This is a genomic window from Ciceribacter lividus, assembly GCF_003337715.1.
Lineage (GTDB): Bacteria > Pseudomonadota > Alphaproteobacteria > Rhizobiales > Rhizobiaceae > Allorhizobium > Allorhizobium lividum.
On sequence record NZ_QPIX01000002.1, the window covers coordinates 249,071 to 264,522 of the forward strand.

General features: G+C 63.6%; 18 protein-coding genes. 7 read left to right on the forward strand and 11 right to left on the reverse strand.

The window, feature by feature from the left end; all coding sequences use genetic code 11:
- Positions 1–13: 13 nt before the first annotated feature.
- The 4 genes from speB to DFR48_RS05135 all read right to left on the reverse strand — a co-directional run bounded on the left by speB (position 14) and on the right by DFR48_RS05135 (position 2,761).
- On the reverse strand, positions 14–967 hold the full coding sequence (speB, locus tag DFR48_RS05120; protein ID WP_114362097.1) for an agmatinase: 954 nt from the start codon (positions 965–967) through the stop codon (positions 14–16).
- A 150-nt stretch (positions 968–1,117) separates the two neighbouring features.
- Positions 1,118–1,585: a 30S ribosomal protein S9 gene (rpsI, locus tag DFR48_RS05125; protein WP_112687074.1), complete on the reverse strand. Its 468-nt coding sequence runs from the start codon at positions 1,583–1,585 to the stop codon at positions 1,118–1,120.
- A gap of 2 nt (positions 1,586–1,587) precedes the next feature.
- Positions 1,588–2,052: a 50S ribosomal protein L13 gene (gene rplM, locus DFR48_RS05130; RefSeq protein ID WP_112687076.1), complete on the reverse strand. Its 465-nt coding sequence runs from the start codon at positions 2,050–2,052 to the stop codon at positions 1,588–1,590.
- A gap of 232 nt (positions 2,053–2,284) precedes the next feature.
- Positions 2,285–2,761 carry a PaaI family thioesterase gene (locus DFR48_RS05135; protein ID WP_114362099.1) on the reverse strand — a complete coding sequence of 159 codons (477 nt, stop codon included), beginning with the start codon at positions 2,759–2,761 and terminating at the stop codon, positions 2,285–2,287.
- Between the two features lie 104 nt (positions 2,762–2,865).
- Here DFR48_RS05135 and DFR48_RS05140 point away from each other — a divergent pair, with 104 nt between their 5' ends.
- A complete protein-coding gene (locus DFR48_RS05140) occupies positions 2,866–3,696 on the forward strand; it encodes an enoyl-CoA hydratase (RefSeq protein ID WP_114362320.1) in 831 nt (276 codons plus the stop codon).
- Between the two features lie 196 nt (positions 3,697–3,892).
- Complete coding sequence (locus DFR48_RS05145; protein WP_210205956.1) at positions 3,893–4,324, forward strand: VOC family protein; 432 nt, start codon at positions 3,893–3,895, stop codon at positions 4,322–4,324.
- 98 nt (positions 4,325–4,422) lie between these two features.
- Here the strand turns inward: DFR48_RS05145 and DFR48_RS05150 are convergent, their stop codons facing one another.
- Entirely contained in the window at positions 4,423–4,776 is a 354-nt protein-coding gene (locus tag DFR48_RS05150; protein WP_114362100.1) for a hypothetical protein, read from the reverse strand.
- A 131-nt stretch (positions 4,777–4,907) separates the two neighbouring features.
- On the opposite strand from DFR48_RS05150, the gene DFR48_RS05155 reads away from it, so the two are divergent.
- On the forward strand, positions 4,908–5,336 hold the full coding sequence (locus tag DFR48_RS05155; protein WP_114362102.1) for a CoA-binding protein: 429 nt from the start codon (positions 4,908–4,910) through the stop codon (positions 5,334–5,336).
- Here DFR48_RS05155 and DFR48_RS05160 read toward each other — a convergent pair.
- Positions 5,333–5,761, reverse strand: coding sequence for a DUF6455 family protein (locus DFR48_RS05160; protein ID WP_114362103.1), 429 nt, complete (start codon positions 5,759–5,761; stop codon positions 5,333–5,335). The genes DFR48_RS05155 and DFR48_RS05160 overlap by 4 nt on opposite strands.
- 164 nt (positions 5,762–5,925) lie before the next feature.
- Here DFR48_RS05160 and DFR48_RS05165 point away from each other — a divergent pair, with 164 nt between their 5' ends.
- On the forward strand, positions 5,926–7,209 hold the full coding sequence (locus DFR48_RS05165; RefSeq protein ID WP_114362105.1) for an O-acetylhomoserine aminocarboxypropyltransferase: 1,284 nt from the start codon (positions 5,926–5,928) through the stop codon (positions 7,207–7,209).
- Between the two features lie 52 nt (positions 7,210–7,261).
- On the forward strand, positions 7,262–7,606 hold the full coding sequence (locus DFR48_RS05170; RefSeq protein ID WP_114362106.1) for a cupin domain-containing protein: 345 nt from the start codon (positions 7,262–7,264) through the stop codon (positions 7,604–7,606).
- Between the two features lie 39 nt (positions 7,607–7,645).
- Here DFR48_RS05170 and DFR48_RS05175 read toward each other — a convergent pair whose 3' ends face one another.
- The gene (locus DFR48_RS05175; RefSeq protein WP_114362107.1) at positions 7,646–8,308 is read right to left on the reverse strand and encodes a glutathione S-transferase family protein; all 663 of its coding nucleotides are present in this window, start codon (positions 8,306–8,308) and stop codon (positions 7,646–7,648) included.
- Positions 8,309–8,414: 106 nt separating this feature from the next.
- On the opposite strand from DFR48_RS05175, the gene DFR48_RS05180 reads away from it, so the two are divergent.
- Positions 8,415–9,389, forward strand: coding sequence for a helix-turn-helix transcriptional regulator (locus DFR48_RS05180; RefSeq protein ID WP_114362109.1), 975 nt, complete (start codon positions 8,415–8,417; stop codon positions 9,387–9,389).
- Here DFR48_RS05180 and DFR48_RS05185 read toward each other — a convergent pair.
- Positions 9,368–9,712 (reverse strand): ArsR/SmtB family transcription factor, encoded by a 345-nt coding sequence (locus DFR48_RS05185; protein WP_114362111.1) that lies wholly within the window; start codon positions 9,710–9,712, stop codon positions 9,368–9,370. The two genes, DFR48_RS05180 and DFR48_RS05185, sit on opposite strands and share 22 nt — an antisense overlap.
- Positions 9,713–9,812: 100 nt before the next feature.
- Between DFR48_RS05185 and DFR48_RS05190 the strand changes: the two genes are divergently transcribed.
- Positions 9,813–10,571, forward strand: a complete 759-nt coding sequence (locus DFR48_RS05190; protein WP_114362112.1) for an SDR family NAD(P)-dependent oxidoreductase — start codon at positions 9,813–9,815, stop codon at positions 10,569–10,571.
- Between the two features lie 54 nt (positions 10,572–10,625).
- Here DFR48_RS05190 and DFR48_RS05195 read toward each other — a convergent pair whose 3' ends face one another.
- The 3 genes from DFR48_RS05195 to DFR48_RS05205 all read right to left on the reverse strand — a co-directional run bounded on the left by DFR48_RS05195 (position 10,626) and on the right by DFR48_RS05205 (position 15,109).
- On the reverse strand, positions 10,626–11,873 hold the full coding sequence (locus tag DFR48_RS05195; protein ID WP_114362114.1) for a cytochrome P450: 1,248 nt from the start codon (positions 11,871–11,873) through the stop codon (positions 10,626–10,628).
- Between the two features lie 56 nt (positions 11,874–11,929).
- Positions 11,930–13,687, reverse strand: coding sequence for a gamma-glutamyltransferase (gene ggt, locus DFR48_RS05200; RefSeq protein WP_114362116.1), 1,758 nt, complete (start codon positions 13,685–13,687; stop codon positions 11,930–11,932).
- A gap of 159 nt (positions 13,688–13,846) precedes the next feature.
- Positions 13,847–15,109 (reverse strand): GGDEF domain-containing protein, encoded by a 1,263-nt coding sequence (locus DFR48_RS05205; protein ID WP_114362117.1) that lies wholly within the window; start codon positions 15,107–15,109, stop codon positions 13,847–13,849.
- Between the last annotated feature and the right edge of the window lie 343 nt (positions 15,110–15,452).

Below are 15,452 nucleotides of genomic sequence, written 5' to 3' on the forward strand. Positions count from 1 at the left end.
TTGAATCAATGTGTCAGGCGCGTGTCGCAAGCTTTTCCGCGCGCAGTCCGAGCATATACATCGCAACCGTTGCGCCAGCAATTGCGGTGATGTCGGCGTGGTCGTAAGCCGGCGCCACCTCGACGATGTCCGAGCCGCGGATGTCGAGGGCGCCGAGCTTGCGCAGCGCCGAAAGCACCTTCGCCGACGACGGCCCGCCGGCGACCGGCGTGCCCGTTCCGGGCGCATAGGCAGGGTCGAGGCAATCGATGTCGAAGGTAACATAGCAGGGACGGTCGCCGACATGGGCGAGGATCGTGTCGGCGATCGCCTGGGCGCCCATGTCCTCCACTTCCCATCCGTGGATGATGCGGATGCCGAAATCCTCCGGCGCGTGGGTACGGATGCCGATCTGGATCGAACGGGCCGGATCGATCACGCCCTCGCGCACCGCGCGACAGACGAAGGAGCCGTGGTCGATCCGCTTGCCGTCGTCGTCCCACGTGTCCTGGTGGGCGTCGAAGTGGACGAGCGCCAGCGGCCCGTATTTCGCGGCGTGCGCCTTCAGGAGCGGCCAGGTGACGAAATGGTCGCCGCCGAGCCCGAGCAGATAGGCGCCCGAGGCGATGATCTTCGTCGCTTCCTTCTCGATCAGGCCGGGCGTCTTCTGGTGATTGCCGTAATCGAGCAGCACATCGCCGTAGTCGATCACGGCCATCTGCTCGAAGAGATCGCGTGCGAAGGGATATTGCGGATCGTTGTCGAAGATGGCGGAAGCCCGGCGGATCGCCTGCGGCCCGAAGCGAGCGCCCGGGCGATTGGAGACGGCGGCATCGAAGGGAATGCCGAGCACGACCGCGTCGACACCCTTCAGCGTCTTGGAATACTTCCGCCGCATGAAGGAGAGGGCCCCGGCATAGGTCGGGTCGGTGGCCGCGCCGCGAATGGTTCTGGCGGTGAAGGCGTTGTCGATGGATTTGCTGACCATGGAGTCTCTCGAGGGGGCGTCGCCGTATGCTTCGGATATTAGGGACGGGAGGAGCGAATGCCAGAGGTTTCTTCCGGCGGCCGCAGGCCGCACAAACGAAAAAGGCGGAGCCGAAGCCCCGCCTTGATTTCCGTTTCCGGTTTCCGGCGATTAACGCTTGGAGAACTGGAACGAACGACGGGCCTTGGCCTTGCCGTACTTCTTGCGTTCGACGACGCGGCTGTCGCGGGTCAGGAAGCCGCCCTTCTTCAGGACCGAGCGCAGGCCCGGCTCGAAGTAGGTCAGTGCCTTGGAGATGCCGTGACGAACGGCACCGGCCTGGCCGGAAAGACCGCCGCCGGTAACGGTGGCGACGACGTCGAACTGGCCGGTGCGGGCAGCGGCGACGATCGGCTGCTGCAGGATCATCTGCAGGACCGGACGGGCGAAATAGGTGCCGAAGTCACGACCGTTGACGGTGATCTTGCCGGTGCCCGGCTTGACCCATACGCGGGCGATCGCGTTCTTGCGCTTGCCGGTCGCGTAGGAGCGGCCGAGCGAATCGACCTTGCGGACGTGAACCGGAGCGGATGCTTCCTGGGTCGTGCCGAGGTCCTTCAGGGAAGAGAGATCAGCCATTATCAGGCGCTCCTTACGTTCTTGCTGTTCAGCTTGGCCACGTCGAGAGCGACCGGCTGCTGCGCTTCATGGGGATGGTTGGAGCCGGCGTAGACGCGCAGGTTCTTCATCTGGCGACGGCCAAGCGGGCCACGCGGGATCATGCGTTCGACGGCCTTTTCGAGGACGCGTTCCGGGAAACGGCCTTCGAGGATGGCGCGAGCGGTACGTTCCTTGATGCCGCCCGGGTAACCGGTGTGCCAGTAGTACTTCTTGTCGGAGTACTTCTTGCCGGTGAAGACGACCTTGTCGGCATTGATGACGATGACGTTGTCGCCGTCGTCAACGTGGGGGGTGTAGGTGGCCTTGTGCTTGCCACGCAGGCGCATGGCGATAAGGGTGGCGAGACGACCGACAACGAGGCCTTCGGCATCGATGAGGATCCACTTCTTCTCCACCTCTGCAGGCTTCTGAACGAAAGTAGACATCTTTCTTCACTTTCCGTTTTGGAACCCCTCCACGCGAACCGCGTCAGGGGCGTTTCTTGTTGCTTGGTTTCGAGGACCCGAAGGCCACGAAAAAGAATGCAGCCCGGAAGGGCCGCAGACTGCGCAGGCTTATACTGTGGTGGCTGAAAGCGGTCAAGACAGTCGTTTCCGCCGACCTTAGAATTGTGTGTGTGAAATCAATGAGTTATGTATGTGGTAAAATGATGCCGCATTATTTCGCGCCGTTATGTGGGCGATCGCCGGTCGAATGCGGCGTCGAGGTCTCCCTGGGCGGGATCGAATAGGTGGCCGTCGCCTGCGCGATCAGCGTCTCCGGGTCACCCTGATGGAGGAGGGCGTCGACCACGGCGAGCCGCTTGCCGAGCTTCAGGATACGGCAATCGCAGGTGATCGGCTCCGGCTTCGGCAGCCGCAGGAAATTGATGTTGAGGCTCGTCGTGACGGCGAGCGCCGCAGGTCCGATATGGGCGAGGATCGCCACATAGGCGGCGACGTCGGCGAGCGCGAACATCGACGGGCCGGAGACGGTTCCACCCGGACGCAGGTGGCGGTCGGTCGGGTCGAACCGCATCGTGGCGCTGCCGGGCGCAATCGCGGTCACGGTGAAGACTCGCCCGTCCGTATGGATCTGCGGGAAGTCCGTCTCCAGGAAGGCGGAGATTTCCTCGACGGTCATGACAGGCTGCATAGCGGGTTCCGTCCGGTTCTGCTGCGGTCAAAGATGCACTGGTGCGCCGGTCACGTTTTATGGCAGGCTTCGGCAGCGATGCAAACACGACGAAGGGAGAGGTCATGTCCGAAGTTGTGCCGTTGAGGAGAGATGGGGGAGAGGAGCGGCGTGGGCCTGTTCTTGTGGATTTTGCCGATGGGGTCCTGCGGCTGACGCTCAGCAATCCGCCGGCGAACGTCCTCTCGATCGCCCTCATGGAGGCCCTGGCCGCGGAACTCGACAAGGCTGCCGCCGAGAAGGCGGTGCGTGTCGTGGTGATCGCTGCCGCCGGCAAGCTCTTCTCCGCCGGCCATGACCTCAAGGAAATGACCGCCCATCGCAGCGATCCAGACCGCGGCCGTCATTTCTTCGACAGGACAATGCGCCTGTGCGCCGCCCTGATGCTGAAGATCACCCATCTGCCGAAGCCGGTCATCGCCGAAATCGACGGACTTGCAACCGCAGCCGGCTGCCAGCTCGTCGCCTCCTGCGATCTTGCCGTCTGTACGGACACGTCGCGGTTCTGCACGCCGGGCGTGAACATCGGCCTCTTCTGTTCGACGCCGATGGTCGCCGTCAGCCGCGCCGCTCATCGCAAGCAGGCGATGGAGATGCTGCTGACCGGCGAGACGATCGACGCCTCGACCGCCAAGGATTTCGGCCTCGTCAACCGGGTCGTGCCGAAAGAGTATCTCGGGCAGGTCGTCGCAAAATATGCCGCCGTCATTGCTTCGAAATCACCGCTTACTCTGAAGATCGGCAAGGAGGCCTTCTACCGCCAGATCGAGATGCCGCTCGAAGAGGCCTACGACTATGCCGCACGGGTGATGGTGGAAAACATGCTCGCCCGGGACGCCGAGGAGGGAATCGGGGCATTTCTCGACAAGCGCCATCCGGAATGGAAAGGGGAATAGCGACGTCGCAAGACGGACGCGACCGCGGCGACGCCACTCGGCCGCGTCGTCTGAAAGGGTGTTCAAAATTGACGATTATCGAAAAACTGTCGGATTTTGGGCGTCTACACATAAGAATTACCTAATGTGACAGTGAACGAACGGAATACATAGAGAGAACGAAGTATACTTCGTATCCTGTGAAATGGAGAGTGTCATGACGTTGGAACGGCGCATTTCGATCGTTACCCTGGGCGTCGAGGATCTGGGGCGCAGCACCACCTTCTACGAGAGGCTCGGTTGGGTGCGCTCGCCGGCCTCGCAGGAGGCCATCACTTTCATAAAGCTCAAGGGAACCGTGCTGGCGCTCTTCTCGCGGGAGGCGCTGGCGGCGGATGCAGGCGTTCCGGCCGGCGCCGGCGGTTTTTCCGGCGTGACGCTGGCACAGAACGTCGAAAGCCCGGCGGAGGTCGACCGGGTCGTCGACTTCGCCGTCTCCTGTGGTGCCAGCCTGGTCAAGTCACCCCGAAAGGTCTTCTGGGGTGGCTATTCGGGCTATTTCGCCGATCCGGACGGCCATCTTTGGGAAGTGGCGCACAATCCCTTCTTTCCTCTCGACGAAGAAGGGCACCTCGTCCTGCCCGATTGACGGGGCGGTCCCCGGGTCCGCTGCAGGGACCACGCCCGCCTGTGAGGCCCGCCCTTCAGGGGGCGAGCATCACGAGGGATCATCGGGGTGGAACGCGCTCAGAAGATCCCGTGCGTGGGATCGTTCGGCTGCTGATCCCTTTGCTGCTGCTCGCGCATCTGCTCCCGGTCGGGCTTGCAGGTCAGGACCCGACAGAACCGCAGATCGCGGCTCGGGACACTGACGCGGTCGGTGATCTCGCCCGGTCGGCAGAACTGGCGGCTGGAGACATAGGTGTCGTAAAGCATGTGACCGCGCAGACGCTCCGACGGATAGGTTAGAATGACGGCTCCGTGGGCGCGAATGGTCTCCTGGACCTGCGCACAGGTCATCTTGGTGGAGGTATACTTGGGCAGCGCGAAGGCCGAAGTGGCCAGGGCGACGAGTGGAATGGCAAGCAACAGCGGTCTCATCTTCGTCTTCCTTTCAGGCGTTTCGCTTCTCGTCATGCGTTGTCTCGAATTGCAGTGCCCGATAGTTGTCACTATAGTTTAGAAAGTAAGAATAAGCGAATAAAAAAGAGGAAAGAAGGAGCCGTGAACTCATGAACCACGACCGGTATGACGACGCCTACATCTCCGATATCCTGACCAGGACACGGACCATCGCACTTCTCGGCGCATCTCCGAACGCGGCACGGCCGAGCTACGGGGTCATGCGCTTCCTGCTTTCCAGGGGCTACAAGGTCATTCCCGTCAACCCGGGGCAGGCGGGCAAGGAAATCCTCGGTCAGCCCGTTGTCGGACGGCTCGCCGAAATCGAGGAGCCGCTCGACATGATCGATGTCTTTCGCGCCGCCGAGTATCTCGATGCCGTCGTCGACGAGGTGCTTCAGATGAAGCCGCTGCCCAAGGTCCTGTGGGGGCAGCTTTCCGTTCGTGACGATGCCGCGGCCGGGAGGGCCGAGGCCGCCGGGATCAAGGTCGTCATGGACCGTTGCCCGGCGATCGAAATTCCCCGCCTCGGCCTCTAGTGCAGGCGAACCTCGGGGATCGCCCTGAGCACGTTGAGATCGTCGGAATTGCTGCAGTAGTCGACGAATTCGGTCGGCGCCGTTCCGTCCTTGAGGTCGGCGCGGCACTGGCGCTTGGCATGGCATCGCGAACAGTTGATCTGCATATCGCGGAAGAGGGCGCGGAAGCGAAGCTCGACCTCGGTCGGGTCGACGAGCAGTGCCCGCATCATCTCCGGCATCTCGTCGGCCGCGTGGGGCCCGGCCTTGGCGAGTTCGACGAGCTGTTCGGGCGATATGCCGCAGTCATGGGCGATGTCGCTGATGGTCTTCTCGTCGAGCGCGGCGATCATTTCCGCTTCGCTCGCGCCTTCCCAGCCTCTCGTAATCCATTCGACGATCCGGGCGATCGGCCCGCGGGAATGGTCGTTCGTTATCTGGCCCATGGCAAACCTCCATCGTTTGATGAGATGATCTGCCGCGACGGGGGAGTTGCATTGATTTCGATCAATATTCGTCGATTGTGCCGCCTTGCGGGAAAGAGGAAATCGCGATTAACTCGCGCCGGCAGCCGTTAAGACTGACTGGATTCCAGAAAAGGGAGGCTCGAATGCCTGACAGAAACCCGGGATTTTCGACTTTGGCGGTGCATGCGGGAGCGCAGCCGGATCCTGCGACCGGCGCCCGTGTCACCCCCATCTACCAGACGACGGCCTACGTCTTCAACGATGCGGACCATGCGGCAGCGCTCTTCGGGCTGAAGCAGTTCGGCAACATCTACACCCGGATCATGAACCCCACCCAGGCGGTTCTCGAGGAGAGAGTCGCCGCGCTCGAAGGCGGAACCGCGGCCCTGGCGGTCGCCTCCGGCCACGCCGCGCAGATGCTGGTCTTCCACACGATCATGCAGCCGGGTGACAACTTCGTCGCGGCGAAGAAGCTGTACGGCGGTTCGATCAACCAGTTCGGCCACGCCTTCAAGAGCTTCGGCTGGCAGGTCCGCTGGGCCGATACCGCTGATCCGGAAAGCTTCGAGGCGGAGATCGACGACCGCACGCGGGCGATATTCATCGAGAGCCTCGCCAATCCCGGCGGCACCTTCGTCGACATCGCGGCCATCGCCGAAGTCGCCCGCAAGCACGGCCTGCCGCTGATCGTCGACAACACCATGGCGACGCCGTATCTCCTGCGGCCGCTCGAGCACGGTGCGGACATCGTCGTCCACTCGGCGACGAAATTCCTCGGCGGCCACGGCAATTCCATGGGCGGCATCATCGTCGACGGCGGCACGTTCGACTGGTCGAAATCCGGCAACTATCCGGCCCTGTCGGCGCCGCGAACCGAATACGGCGGTGTGGTTCTGCACCAGGCCTTCGGCAATTTCGCCTTCGCGATCGCGTGCCGCGTGCTCGGCCTGCGCGACCTCGGGCCGGCGATTGCGCCGATGAACGCCTTCCTGATCCTGACCGGCATCGAGACGCTGCCGCTGCGCATGCAGCGCCATTGCGACAACGCGCTGAAGGTCGCGACCTGGCTGAAGCAGCATCCTAAGGTCGCCTGGGTGAGCTACGCCGGTCTCGGGACCGACCCGAACCACGCCCTGCAGCAGCGCTATTCGCCGAAGGGCGCCGGCGCCGTCTTCACCTTCGGCGTGAAGGGCGGCTATGCCGCCGGCAAGGCACTGGTCGAAGGGTTGCAGCTCTTCTCCCACCTCGCCAACATCGGCGACACCCGCTCGCTGGTCATCCATCCGGCTTCCACGACCCACGCCCAGCTCACCGAGGCGCAGCAGATCGCCGCCGGTGCCGGGCCGGACGTGGTGCGGCTCTCGATCGGTATCGAGGACGCGGCCGATATCATCGCGGACCTCGAGCAGTCGCTCGCCAAGATCTGACAGGCAGCAGGAAAGGCCGCGTCCGGGAGGGCGCGGCGAAGGACGGTAATCCATGAGTCATGCTCTCGCATTCGACATCTCCGCCGTCGAGCCGGAGGAGGGCGCACCGGCGCCCGACCGGCTGATTTCGGGTGATCCGCATTTCCTCACCTGGAACCTCGAAGAGTCGGAAGGCGGCGTCTATGCCGGCGTCTGGCAGTCGACACCGGGCAAGTGGCGCATCTCCTATGACGAGTGGGAGTATTTCCACGTTCTCGAAGGGTATTCGATCGTCACGGAAGAAGGCGGCGAGCCGGTCCATCTCAAGGCCGGCGACCGCATGATCCTGAGACCGGGCTTCAAGGGAACCTGGGAAGTCGTTGAAACGACTCGCAAGGACTACGTGATCCGTCTCTGAGCGGAAACGCCGGCCCGACCGCTGCCGGGCCGGCGGATGTCAGGCCGCCGCGCCTGTTCTCCGTTCGGCTTCCGCCTGGTGTTCGGCGGCCATTGCCGCATCCTCTGCCGCAACCCGCCCATAGGCGTCACGCCCGGTCATCCGGTCGATGTAGCGGCGGAAGACCGGACGATCCGGCACCAGCCCGAACATCGTCGTCCAGTGAAGCGCCACACCCCAGAGCAGGTCGGCGGCTGTCATTCGTTCGCCGAGGAGGTAGGGGCCGGTCTTCAGCGCGTCCTCCAGTGCGTCCAGCATGTCGTCGTAGCTGCTGTATGGCGTTTCGTTCGGGCTCGCCGGTTCCCGCTGAAGATACCGATCGATCAGGGCCGGCTCGAAGCAACTGCCGTAGAACACCATCCAGCGGAGATAGGTTCCACGGTCGGGGTCGTCGATGGCGGGCGCGAGCCCCTTCTCCGCGAAGAGGTCTGCGAGATAGAGGTAGACCGCCGCCTGTTCCGTGACGAGCGTCCCGTTGTGCAGGATGGCCGGAACCTTTCCGAGCGGGTTGACCGCCAGATAAGCGGGATTCCGCTGTTCGCCGGCCTTCATGTTGAGAACGTGCAGTTCGTAGGGAACGCCCAGTTCTTCGAGAAGCACGCGCGCACCTGTGGCGCGGGTCTGCGGCGAATAGAAGAGGGTAATCGGTTCGTGGCTGGTCATCGGTTTTCTCCTTCACGGTTTGAGACGATGAAGGCAGTGTGGCGCACCATACCTGTCAGTTTTTGTCAGGTTGGTTTAGGATAATTGCGGCAACGGAGATTTTGCGATGCGCGCCGTGCGGCTGATCAACATCCTGACGACCTTGCAGGCGAAGGGCCTGGTGACCGCAGAGGCGCTTGCTGCCGAGAACTGCGTCTCTGTCCGCACGATCTACCGCGACATCGATGCGCTGTCGCTCTCCGGGGTGCCCGTGTACAGCGAGCGCGGGTCCGAGGGCGGTTATCGCCTGCTCGACGGCTATCGCGTGCGCCTGAACGGCCTTTCGCCGGGTGAGGCGGAGGCGATGTTCCTGTCCGGCGTTCCGGGTGCCGCTGCAGACCTCGGCCTCGGTTCGCTGATGGCCGGCGCCCAGAAAAAGCTCACGGCGGCGCTGCCGGAGGATCTTCGCCAGAGCGCGGCGCGCATGCAGGGACGTTTCCATCTCGACGCGCCGACGTGGTTCGGGGAGAGCGAGCGCCCGACACATCTGCAGGCCATCGCCGACGCGGTCTGGAATTGCAGGCTCGTCCGCATGCGCTATCGCAGCTGGAAGGCAGAGAAGAACCGTGAGGCCGAGCCGCTCGGCGTCGTTCTGAAGGGCGGTGCCTGGTACATGGTGGCGCGGGTCGACGGCGACGTACGGACCTATCGCATCGCCCGTATTCTCGACCTTCTCGTGACCGAGGAGAGATTCGAGCGTCCGGAGGATTTCGACCTTGCCGGCTACTGGACGGAGAACACCCTGAGGCTGGAGGCGGAACTTCATCCGAACACGGCGACCCTCCGCGTCTCCAAATGGGGTTTGCGGCTCCTGGAGCACATTTCTCCCTCGTATGTCCGTGCGCGCATGGAGACAGAGAAAGACGAGCGGGACGAAGACCGGTGGATCGTCACGCTGCCCTGCGGACAGGTGCAACACGCCATCTCGGAATTTCTGCGGCTCGGCACCGAGGCCGAGGTGCTGGCGCCGGACACGCTGCGCGACGCGATGCGTGAAACACTCGAGAGACTGGCCGGATTTTACGGCCGCAGCGTTTCGTGATCCGCTGAGGGTATCGGGTAGAGCGACATGATCTTGTCGAGGAGCCCCGGAAAACGGGCCTCCAGATCGTCCGTGCGCACGGCATTGATGTTCTCGACGCCCTGCTTGTGGGTGCGGATGAGACCGGCCTCCCGCAAAATCCGCAGCTGATTGGAGAGCGTCGAGCGCGGCATGTCGTTGCAGGGAGCGATCGAACCGCAGTTCTGCCCGCATTCGGCGTGCATCAGCTTGCGCATGATGCCGATGCGTGCGGGATCACCGAGCGCGGCGAGAACGGCGGTGAGCGAAAGATCCTCACGGCTGGGATGAAAGAACTGGGCCATGCACAGCCTCTACCATTTCCGTTGACAGGCTTCAATATTTCAATAAAACCGAAATACCGAACAACGGTACTAGCGAAACAAGGAAATTCAGGAGACGCAAATGGACATGCATTTCGACGGCAAGGTCGTGGTCGTCACGGGCGGTTCGACCGGCATCGGCTACTCTGCGGCAAGGCTCTTCCTCGAAGCGGGCGCAGCGACGGTCTATGTGACCGGGCGCAACGGCGCCAAACTGAGCCAGGCCGTCTCGGCGCTGGGAGACAAGGCGGTTCCGGTCGTCGCCGATTCGGCGCAGATCGAGGATCTGGAACATCTGCGGGCACGTATCGAAGCAGACGGACGCAAGATCGACGTGCTTTTCGCCAATGCCGGCATCGCCGAGAACAATGACATCGGCACGACCGACGAAGCGCTCTTCGACCGCATCTTCGACGTCAACGTGAAGGGCGTGTTCTATACCGTGCAGGTCCTGCTGCCGGTCATGCGCGACGGCGGCAACATCGTGCTCACGGGTTCCATCGTCGGCAACAAGGGCATGGAGAGGCTGAGCGCCTACAACGCATCGAAGGCGGCGGTCCGCTCGTTCGCCCGCAGCTTCGCCAATGACCTGAAGGGCAGGGGCATCCGCGTGAACACGCTGAGCCCTGGAGTTACCCGCACGCCGATCATGGAGAACGGTCTGAAGATGGACGAGGAACGGATCGCCGGCTTCGAAGCCTACCTGAAATCGGCCTCTCCGATTGGCCGCATGGCGCATCCCGACGAGATCGCCGAAGCGGCCCTTTTCCTGGCTTCGTCGAAGGCAAGCTACATCAACGGTGTCGAACTGTCGGTCGACGGCGGTTTCGCCCAGATCTGACGCTATCGGAAAGACGCAGTTCGCCGGGCGGCCCTCGAAGGCAGAGCCCGGTGGCTACCATTCGAGATCGAGCCGCTCCAGTCCGTGGAAATGGTAGACGTCTTTGACCGTCGGGCGGCGGGCGAGACGCAGGCCCGGCAGGCGGCGGAAGAGGATCGGCAGCGCGAGATTGAGTTCGAGGCGCGCAAGCGGCGCGCCGATGCAGAAATGGATGCCGGCCCCGAAGGAGAGGTTCACGCCCTCGTCGCGGTCGGGCCTGAAGGTCAGTGGGTCGGCGAATTTGGCCGGATCGAGATTGGCGGCGGCGAGGATCAGGCTCACCTTGTCACCGCGCTTGAAGGAGACGCCGTCGACTTCCGCCGGCTCGAGGCAGTAGCGCTGGAAGATGTGGACCGGCGCGCAGATGCGGAGCGTTTCCTCGACGGTGCGCTCCGTGGTCTTCGGATCGCAGAAGAGCGTCGCAGGCTCGATGCCGCTTTCGAGGATCACCCGCACGGAATTGCCGATCTGGTGCACCGTCGCCTCATGTCCGGCATTGAGCAGCACGATCGTGGTCGAGATAAGTTCGTCCTCGGTGAGGAACTGCCCCTTGTGCTCGGTGTGGATCATGTGGCTCAGGAGATCGTCCCGGCGTTCCGCCCGCCTCTCGGCGATCATCGCGCGGACGTAATCGGCGAATTCACGCGCCGAGCGATCCGCAGCCTCCTCGTCGGCGCGGCTGCGCTTGAACATGTACATGCCGACATAGTCGTGGCTCCACTTCAGGAGCTGCGGCCCCATCTCCTCGGGAATGCCGATCATGCGGGCGATCATCGTCACCGGAATGATATCGGCGAAGGAGGAGAGAAGCTCGGTCTTCCCGTCCTTTTCGAACCCGTCGATCAGCCGGTTTGCGAGCGCCTCGATCTCCGGGGTCATCTTCTCGATGTGCCGCGAGACGAAGGCCCGGTTGACGAGTGTCCTGAGCCGCGTGTGCTCGGGCGGCTCGAGTTCGAGCAGCGAATGCGCCTCGGCGGCATCGAAATGGCGGGTATGGGCGAGCGGCTCGGGCATGCCGAGCTCCTCGCGGGTCGCGATATGGAGGATCTGCCGGCCGAAACGCCGGTCCCGAAGCAGCGCGTTCACCGTTTCGTAGCCGGTGCAGAACCACTGCCGCTGCTCCTCCCAGTAGAAGGTCGGGCATGCGGCATGCAGCGCCGCATAAACGCGGTTCGGGTCGCTGTAGAAGGCGGGGTCGCGGGCGTCGAGCGAGACGCGGCGGGTTTCGGGATCGATGCGGAGGAAGGACGAGAGACTGGACATGTCGATCGGCCTAGCGCAATTCGTCGCGATCCGAAAGGCCGCCGAGGCCTTCTCCGTTACTCCCCGAGAGCGACGCCCTCCCGGCGCGGATCGGCGCTGCCGGCGAGCCCTTCCGCGGTGATCTCGATCGCGTGGAGACCGGAGGTCATCTCGCCCGCCTTGATCTCGTATCCGAGCGCCTTCAGCGGCTCCGCCATCTGTTCCGCTGTCGTCCCGGCCTCGAGCTCGTAGGGGCCGAAGCGGTTTATGAAGTGGGGCTGCGCAACGATCTTCTCGACCGGCATGCCCCAGTCGACATAGGCGATCAGCGCCTGGGCGACGTAGCCGATGATCTGGCTGCCGCCCGGCGATCCGATCGCCAGCACGGGTTTTCCGTCCCTGAGGACGATGGTCGGCGACATGGATGAGCGCGGGCGCTTGCCCGGCTCGACGCGGTTGGCGACCGGAAGCCCACCGTCATGGGTCTTGAAGGAAAAGTCGGTGAGCTCGTTGTTGAGCAGGAAGCCGTTCGTCATCAGCCGCGAGCCGAAGCCGCTCTCGATCGTGGTGGTCATCGAGACGACGTTGCCGTCCTTGTCGACGATCACGAAATGGCTGGTCGAGGGAAGCTCGATCGCTTCGCCGCGGCCGAAGAGCAGGGCGTGATCCCATTCCGGTTCTCCGGCCGTCACCGCATCGGGGGCGAGCGCCTTGTTTCCGTCGAGGAGCGCTGCGCGCCGGCCGAGATAGTCCTTGCCGATGAGCCCCTTGATCGGCGAGGGGACGAAATCGGTGTCGGCGAGATAGCGTTCGCGATCGGCGAAGGCGAGACGCTGCGCGTCGCCGATGATGCGCCAGCTCTCGACGTTGTCGGCGCCGAGTGCCTTGAGGTCGAAATTCTCGACCATTCCGAGGATTTGCCCGACGGCGACGCCGCCGGAGGAGGGCGGCCCCATGCCGCAGACGTCGAGTGCCCGGTAGGTCACGCAGACCGGTGTACGTTCGATAATTCGGTAATTAGCGAAATCCGCAAGCGATAGGACGCCGGGATTGTCGCTCGCTTCACGAATGGTCCTGACGATCGCTTCGGCGATCGGTCCCGAATAGAAGGCGTCGGCGCCACCCTCGGCGATCGCCTTCAGGGTCTCCGCGTAAGCCGGGTTCTTGAGGATCGTGCCTTCCTTCAGCGGTGCGCCCGCGGTGTCGTAGAAATAGCTGCGCGGGCCGTCGTATTTCTTGAGCCGATCACCTTCCGCCGCAACCAGCGAGGCGAGACGAGGGGAAACGGCAAAGCCGTCGGTGGCGAGCTTCTCCGCAGGTTCGAACAGTTGTGCCCAGTCCGTCTTGCCGTAGCGCTTGTGCACCTCGGACAGGAGCTTCACGGTGCCCGGCGTGCCGACGGAGCGTCCGCCGACGACGGCATCCATGAATTTCAGCGGCTGTCCCTCGGCATCGAGGAAGAGCTTCGGCGTGGCCTCCATGGGCGCGGTCTCGCGTCCGTCGAAGGTCGTCATCTTGCCCGACGCGGCATCGTAATAGACAAGGAAGGCGCCACCGCCGAGGCCGGAGCTCTGAGGCTCGACGAGCCCCAGTACGGTCTGTACCGCAACCATCGCGTCGATCGCATTGCCGCCCCGTGCGAGCACCGTCCGCCCGGCCTCCGCGGCGAGAGGGTTGGCGGCGGCGACCATGAAGCTCTTCGCCTCGGTGCGCGTGGCGGCGGCAAATCCCGTCGCGCGTTCCGGCGCAACGGCGTCTGACGCCTGCTGGGCGAGGCCGCTGGCCGGCAGGACGAGGAGGGAAACGAAGGCGCTGTTGAGAAGGAATTTCCGCATGACCACTCCGTTCTCCCGATCATCCCGACCGGGTTCGTTTCTTCACACGTGAGGATTGTAGGTCGCGGTCGTTCGACGGCAAGGCTTTTGCACGCACCCAACGCATCTTTGTTGAAGATGGCTTCTGTCGCGCCATCGTACGGGCGAGAGCAGGCGGGCTCAGGAGCCGAGTGCGTCGTGCTCGTCCGACGCCGCCTTGGCGAGTATGCGCAGGGCCGCCACCTGGCGGTCCGTCTGGTCGTCGATGAGATCGGCCGTGTCGGTGTGCACGGAAAGGATCCTCTCCCCGGTCCAGACCGCGCAACGGTTTCGGCCCTTGTCCTTTGCGACGTATAGCGCCCGGTCGGCGCCGCTCAGCAGGCGGTCGAGATCGGCACTTCCGGCGGGCATCGTCGCGATCCCGATGCTCGTCGTCACCTCGATTGCGGCGGCATCGGTGGCGACGGGGCTGGTGGCCACCGACTGGCGGATGGTCTCGGCGACCAAGGCGGCGTGGCGAGGTTCGCCCACCCGCAGGATGGCAGCGAATTCCTCGCCGCCGCTCCGACCGAACACGCCGCCCGCCGGGATCAGGCCGGCCGCCCTGCGGGCGAATTCGACGATGACCGCATCACCGGCCTGATGGCCGTGGGTGTCGTTGATCTGCTTGAAGTGGTCAAGATCGAAGACGATGACTGCAAGCACCGGACGTTCGCGGACGGGGATGGAGCGCAGGCGCTCGTAGACCTCCAGAAGACCTCGTCTGTTGTAGATGCCGGTCAGCGGGTCGGTGCGGACGAGTTCCTTCAGGCGCTCCTCCGAACGGTCGATCAGCAGCTTGGCGAGGATCATGATCGCCGTGACGAAGCCGATAATGCCGACAATACTGACAAAGCTATTGGCGCCGACATCCTGAAAGCCCTGCGGGTTCTGTTGCCAAGTCCGCAGGGCAAACAACAGGTTGCTCGCCACATGAATCGCCCAGACTCCGCTCAGAATATAGCGGTAGCGTCGTGAGCTCGTGCCGCCGCGTGCGATGACGAAGCTCATCAGGGCGAAGCCGAGCGCCGCGCTGACGCTGTAGAGCATGACGCGGTTGGAGAAATCGTCACGGATGAACGGAAAGAGGTTTCCGGTAATCCAGAGAAGCGGCGGGAGGGTGGCCCAGGGCGGTGTGGTATTGCCGTCGAACCTTCGGAGCGCGGCGACGAAAAAGGCGAAGGCCGTGAGGGTGACGCCGTTGGCGACCTGTATGGAGAGAAAGTCCGGGATCATCCCGCGCGCACCGACCAGCGCCAGGCCCGATGCATGGGAGATCAGCCCCAGTCCGAACAGCAGGAAGTGTCTGTCCTTCAAGCCGTGTAGCCACACGACGATAAGGAGCGCGCCCATCGAGGCGGCCTGTATGGTCCAGAGGAGCAACCCCGTTCTGAAGTCGAGCACAGCCGTGAGCCCTGGTGAGGATGAAAGGATATTCCAAGCAAGGTGATCAATACTCGTTAAACAGTTGCTACCAATCGCCGACTGTTTTTGCCTCCGATCCGGTTTCTCCGACGTGTTCGGCGATTTTTTACTTGCCGTTTACCATAGGATGCCGTTCCTGTGCAGGACGGTCGCGCCATACTTCCGCCCGTAAAGGGGTCGATTGCACCGGCTTGTGTCTGCCGACCTTGTGGCGATCGGACGGGGTAAGCCCGACCACACCGTGGCGTAGCTCGTCGTTCCGGCTGCGCGCGGAGCGCGGCAAGCCGGCCGGAGAGGGGGATGCGCGGCTATCCATTGGTCC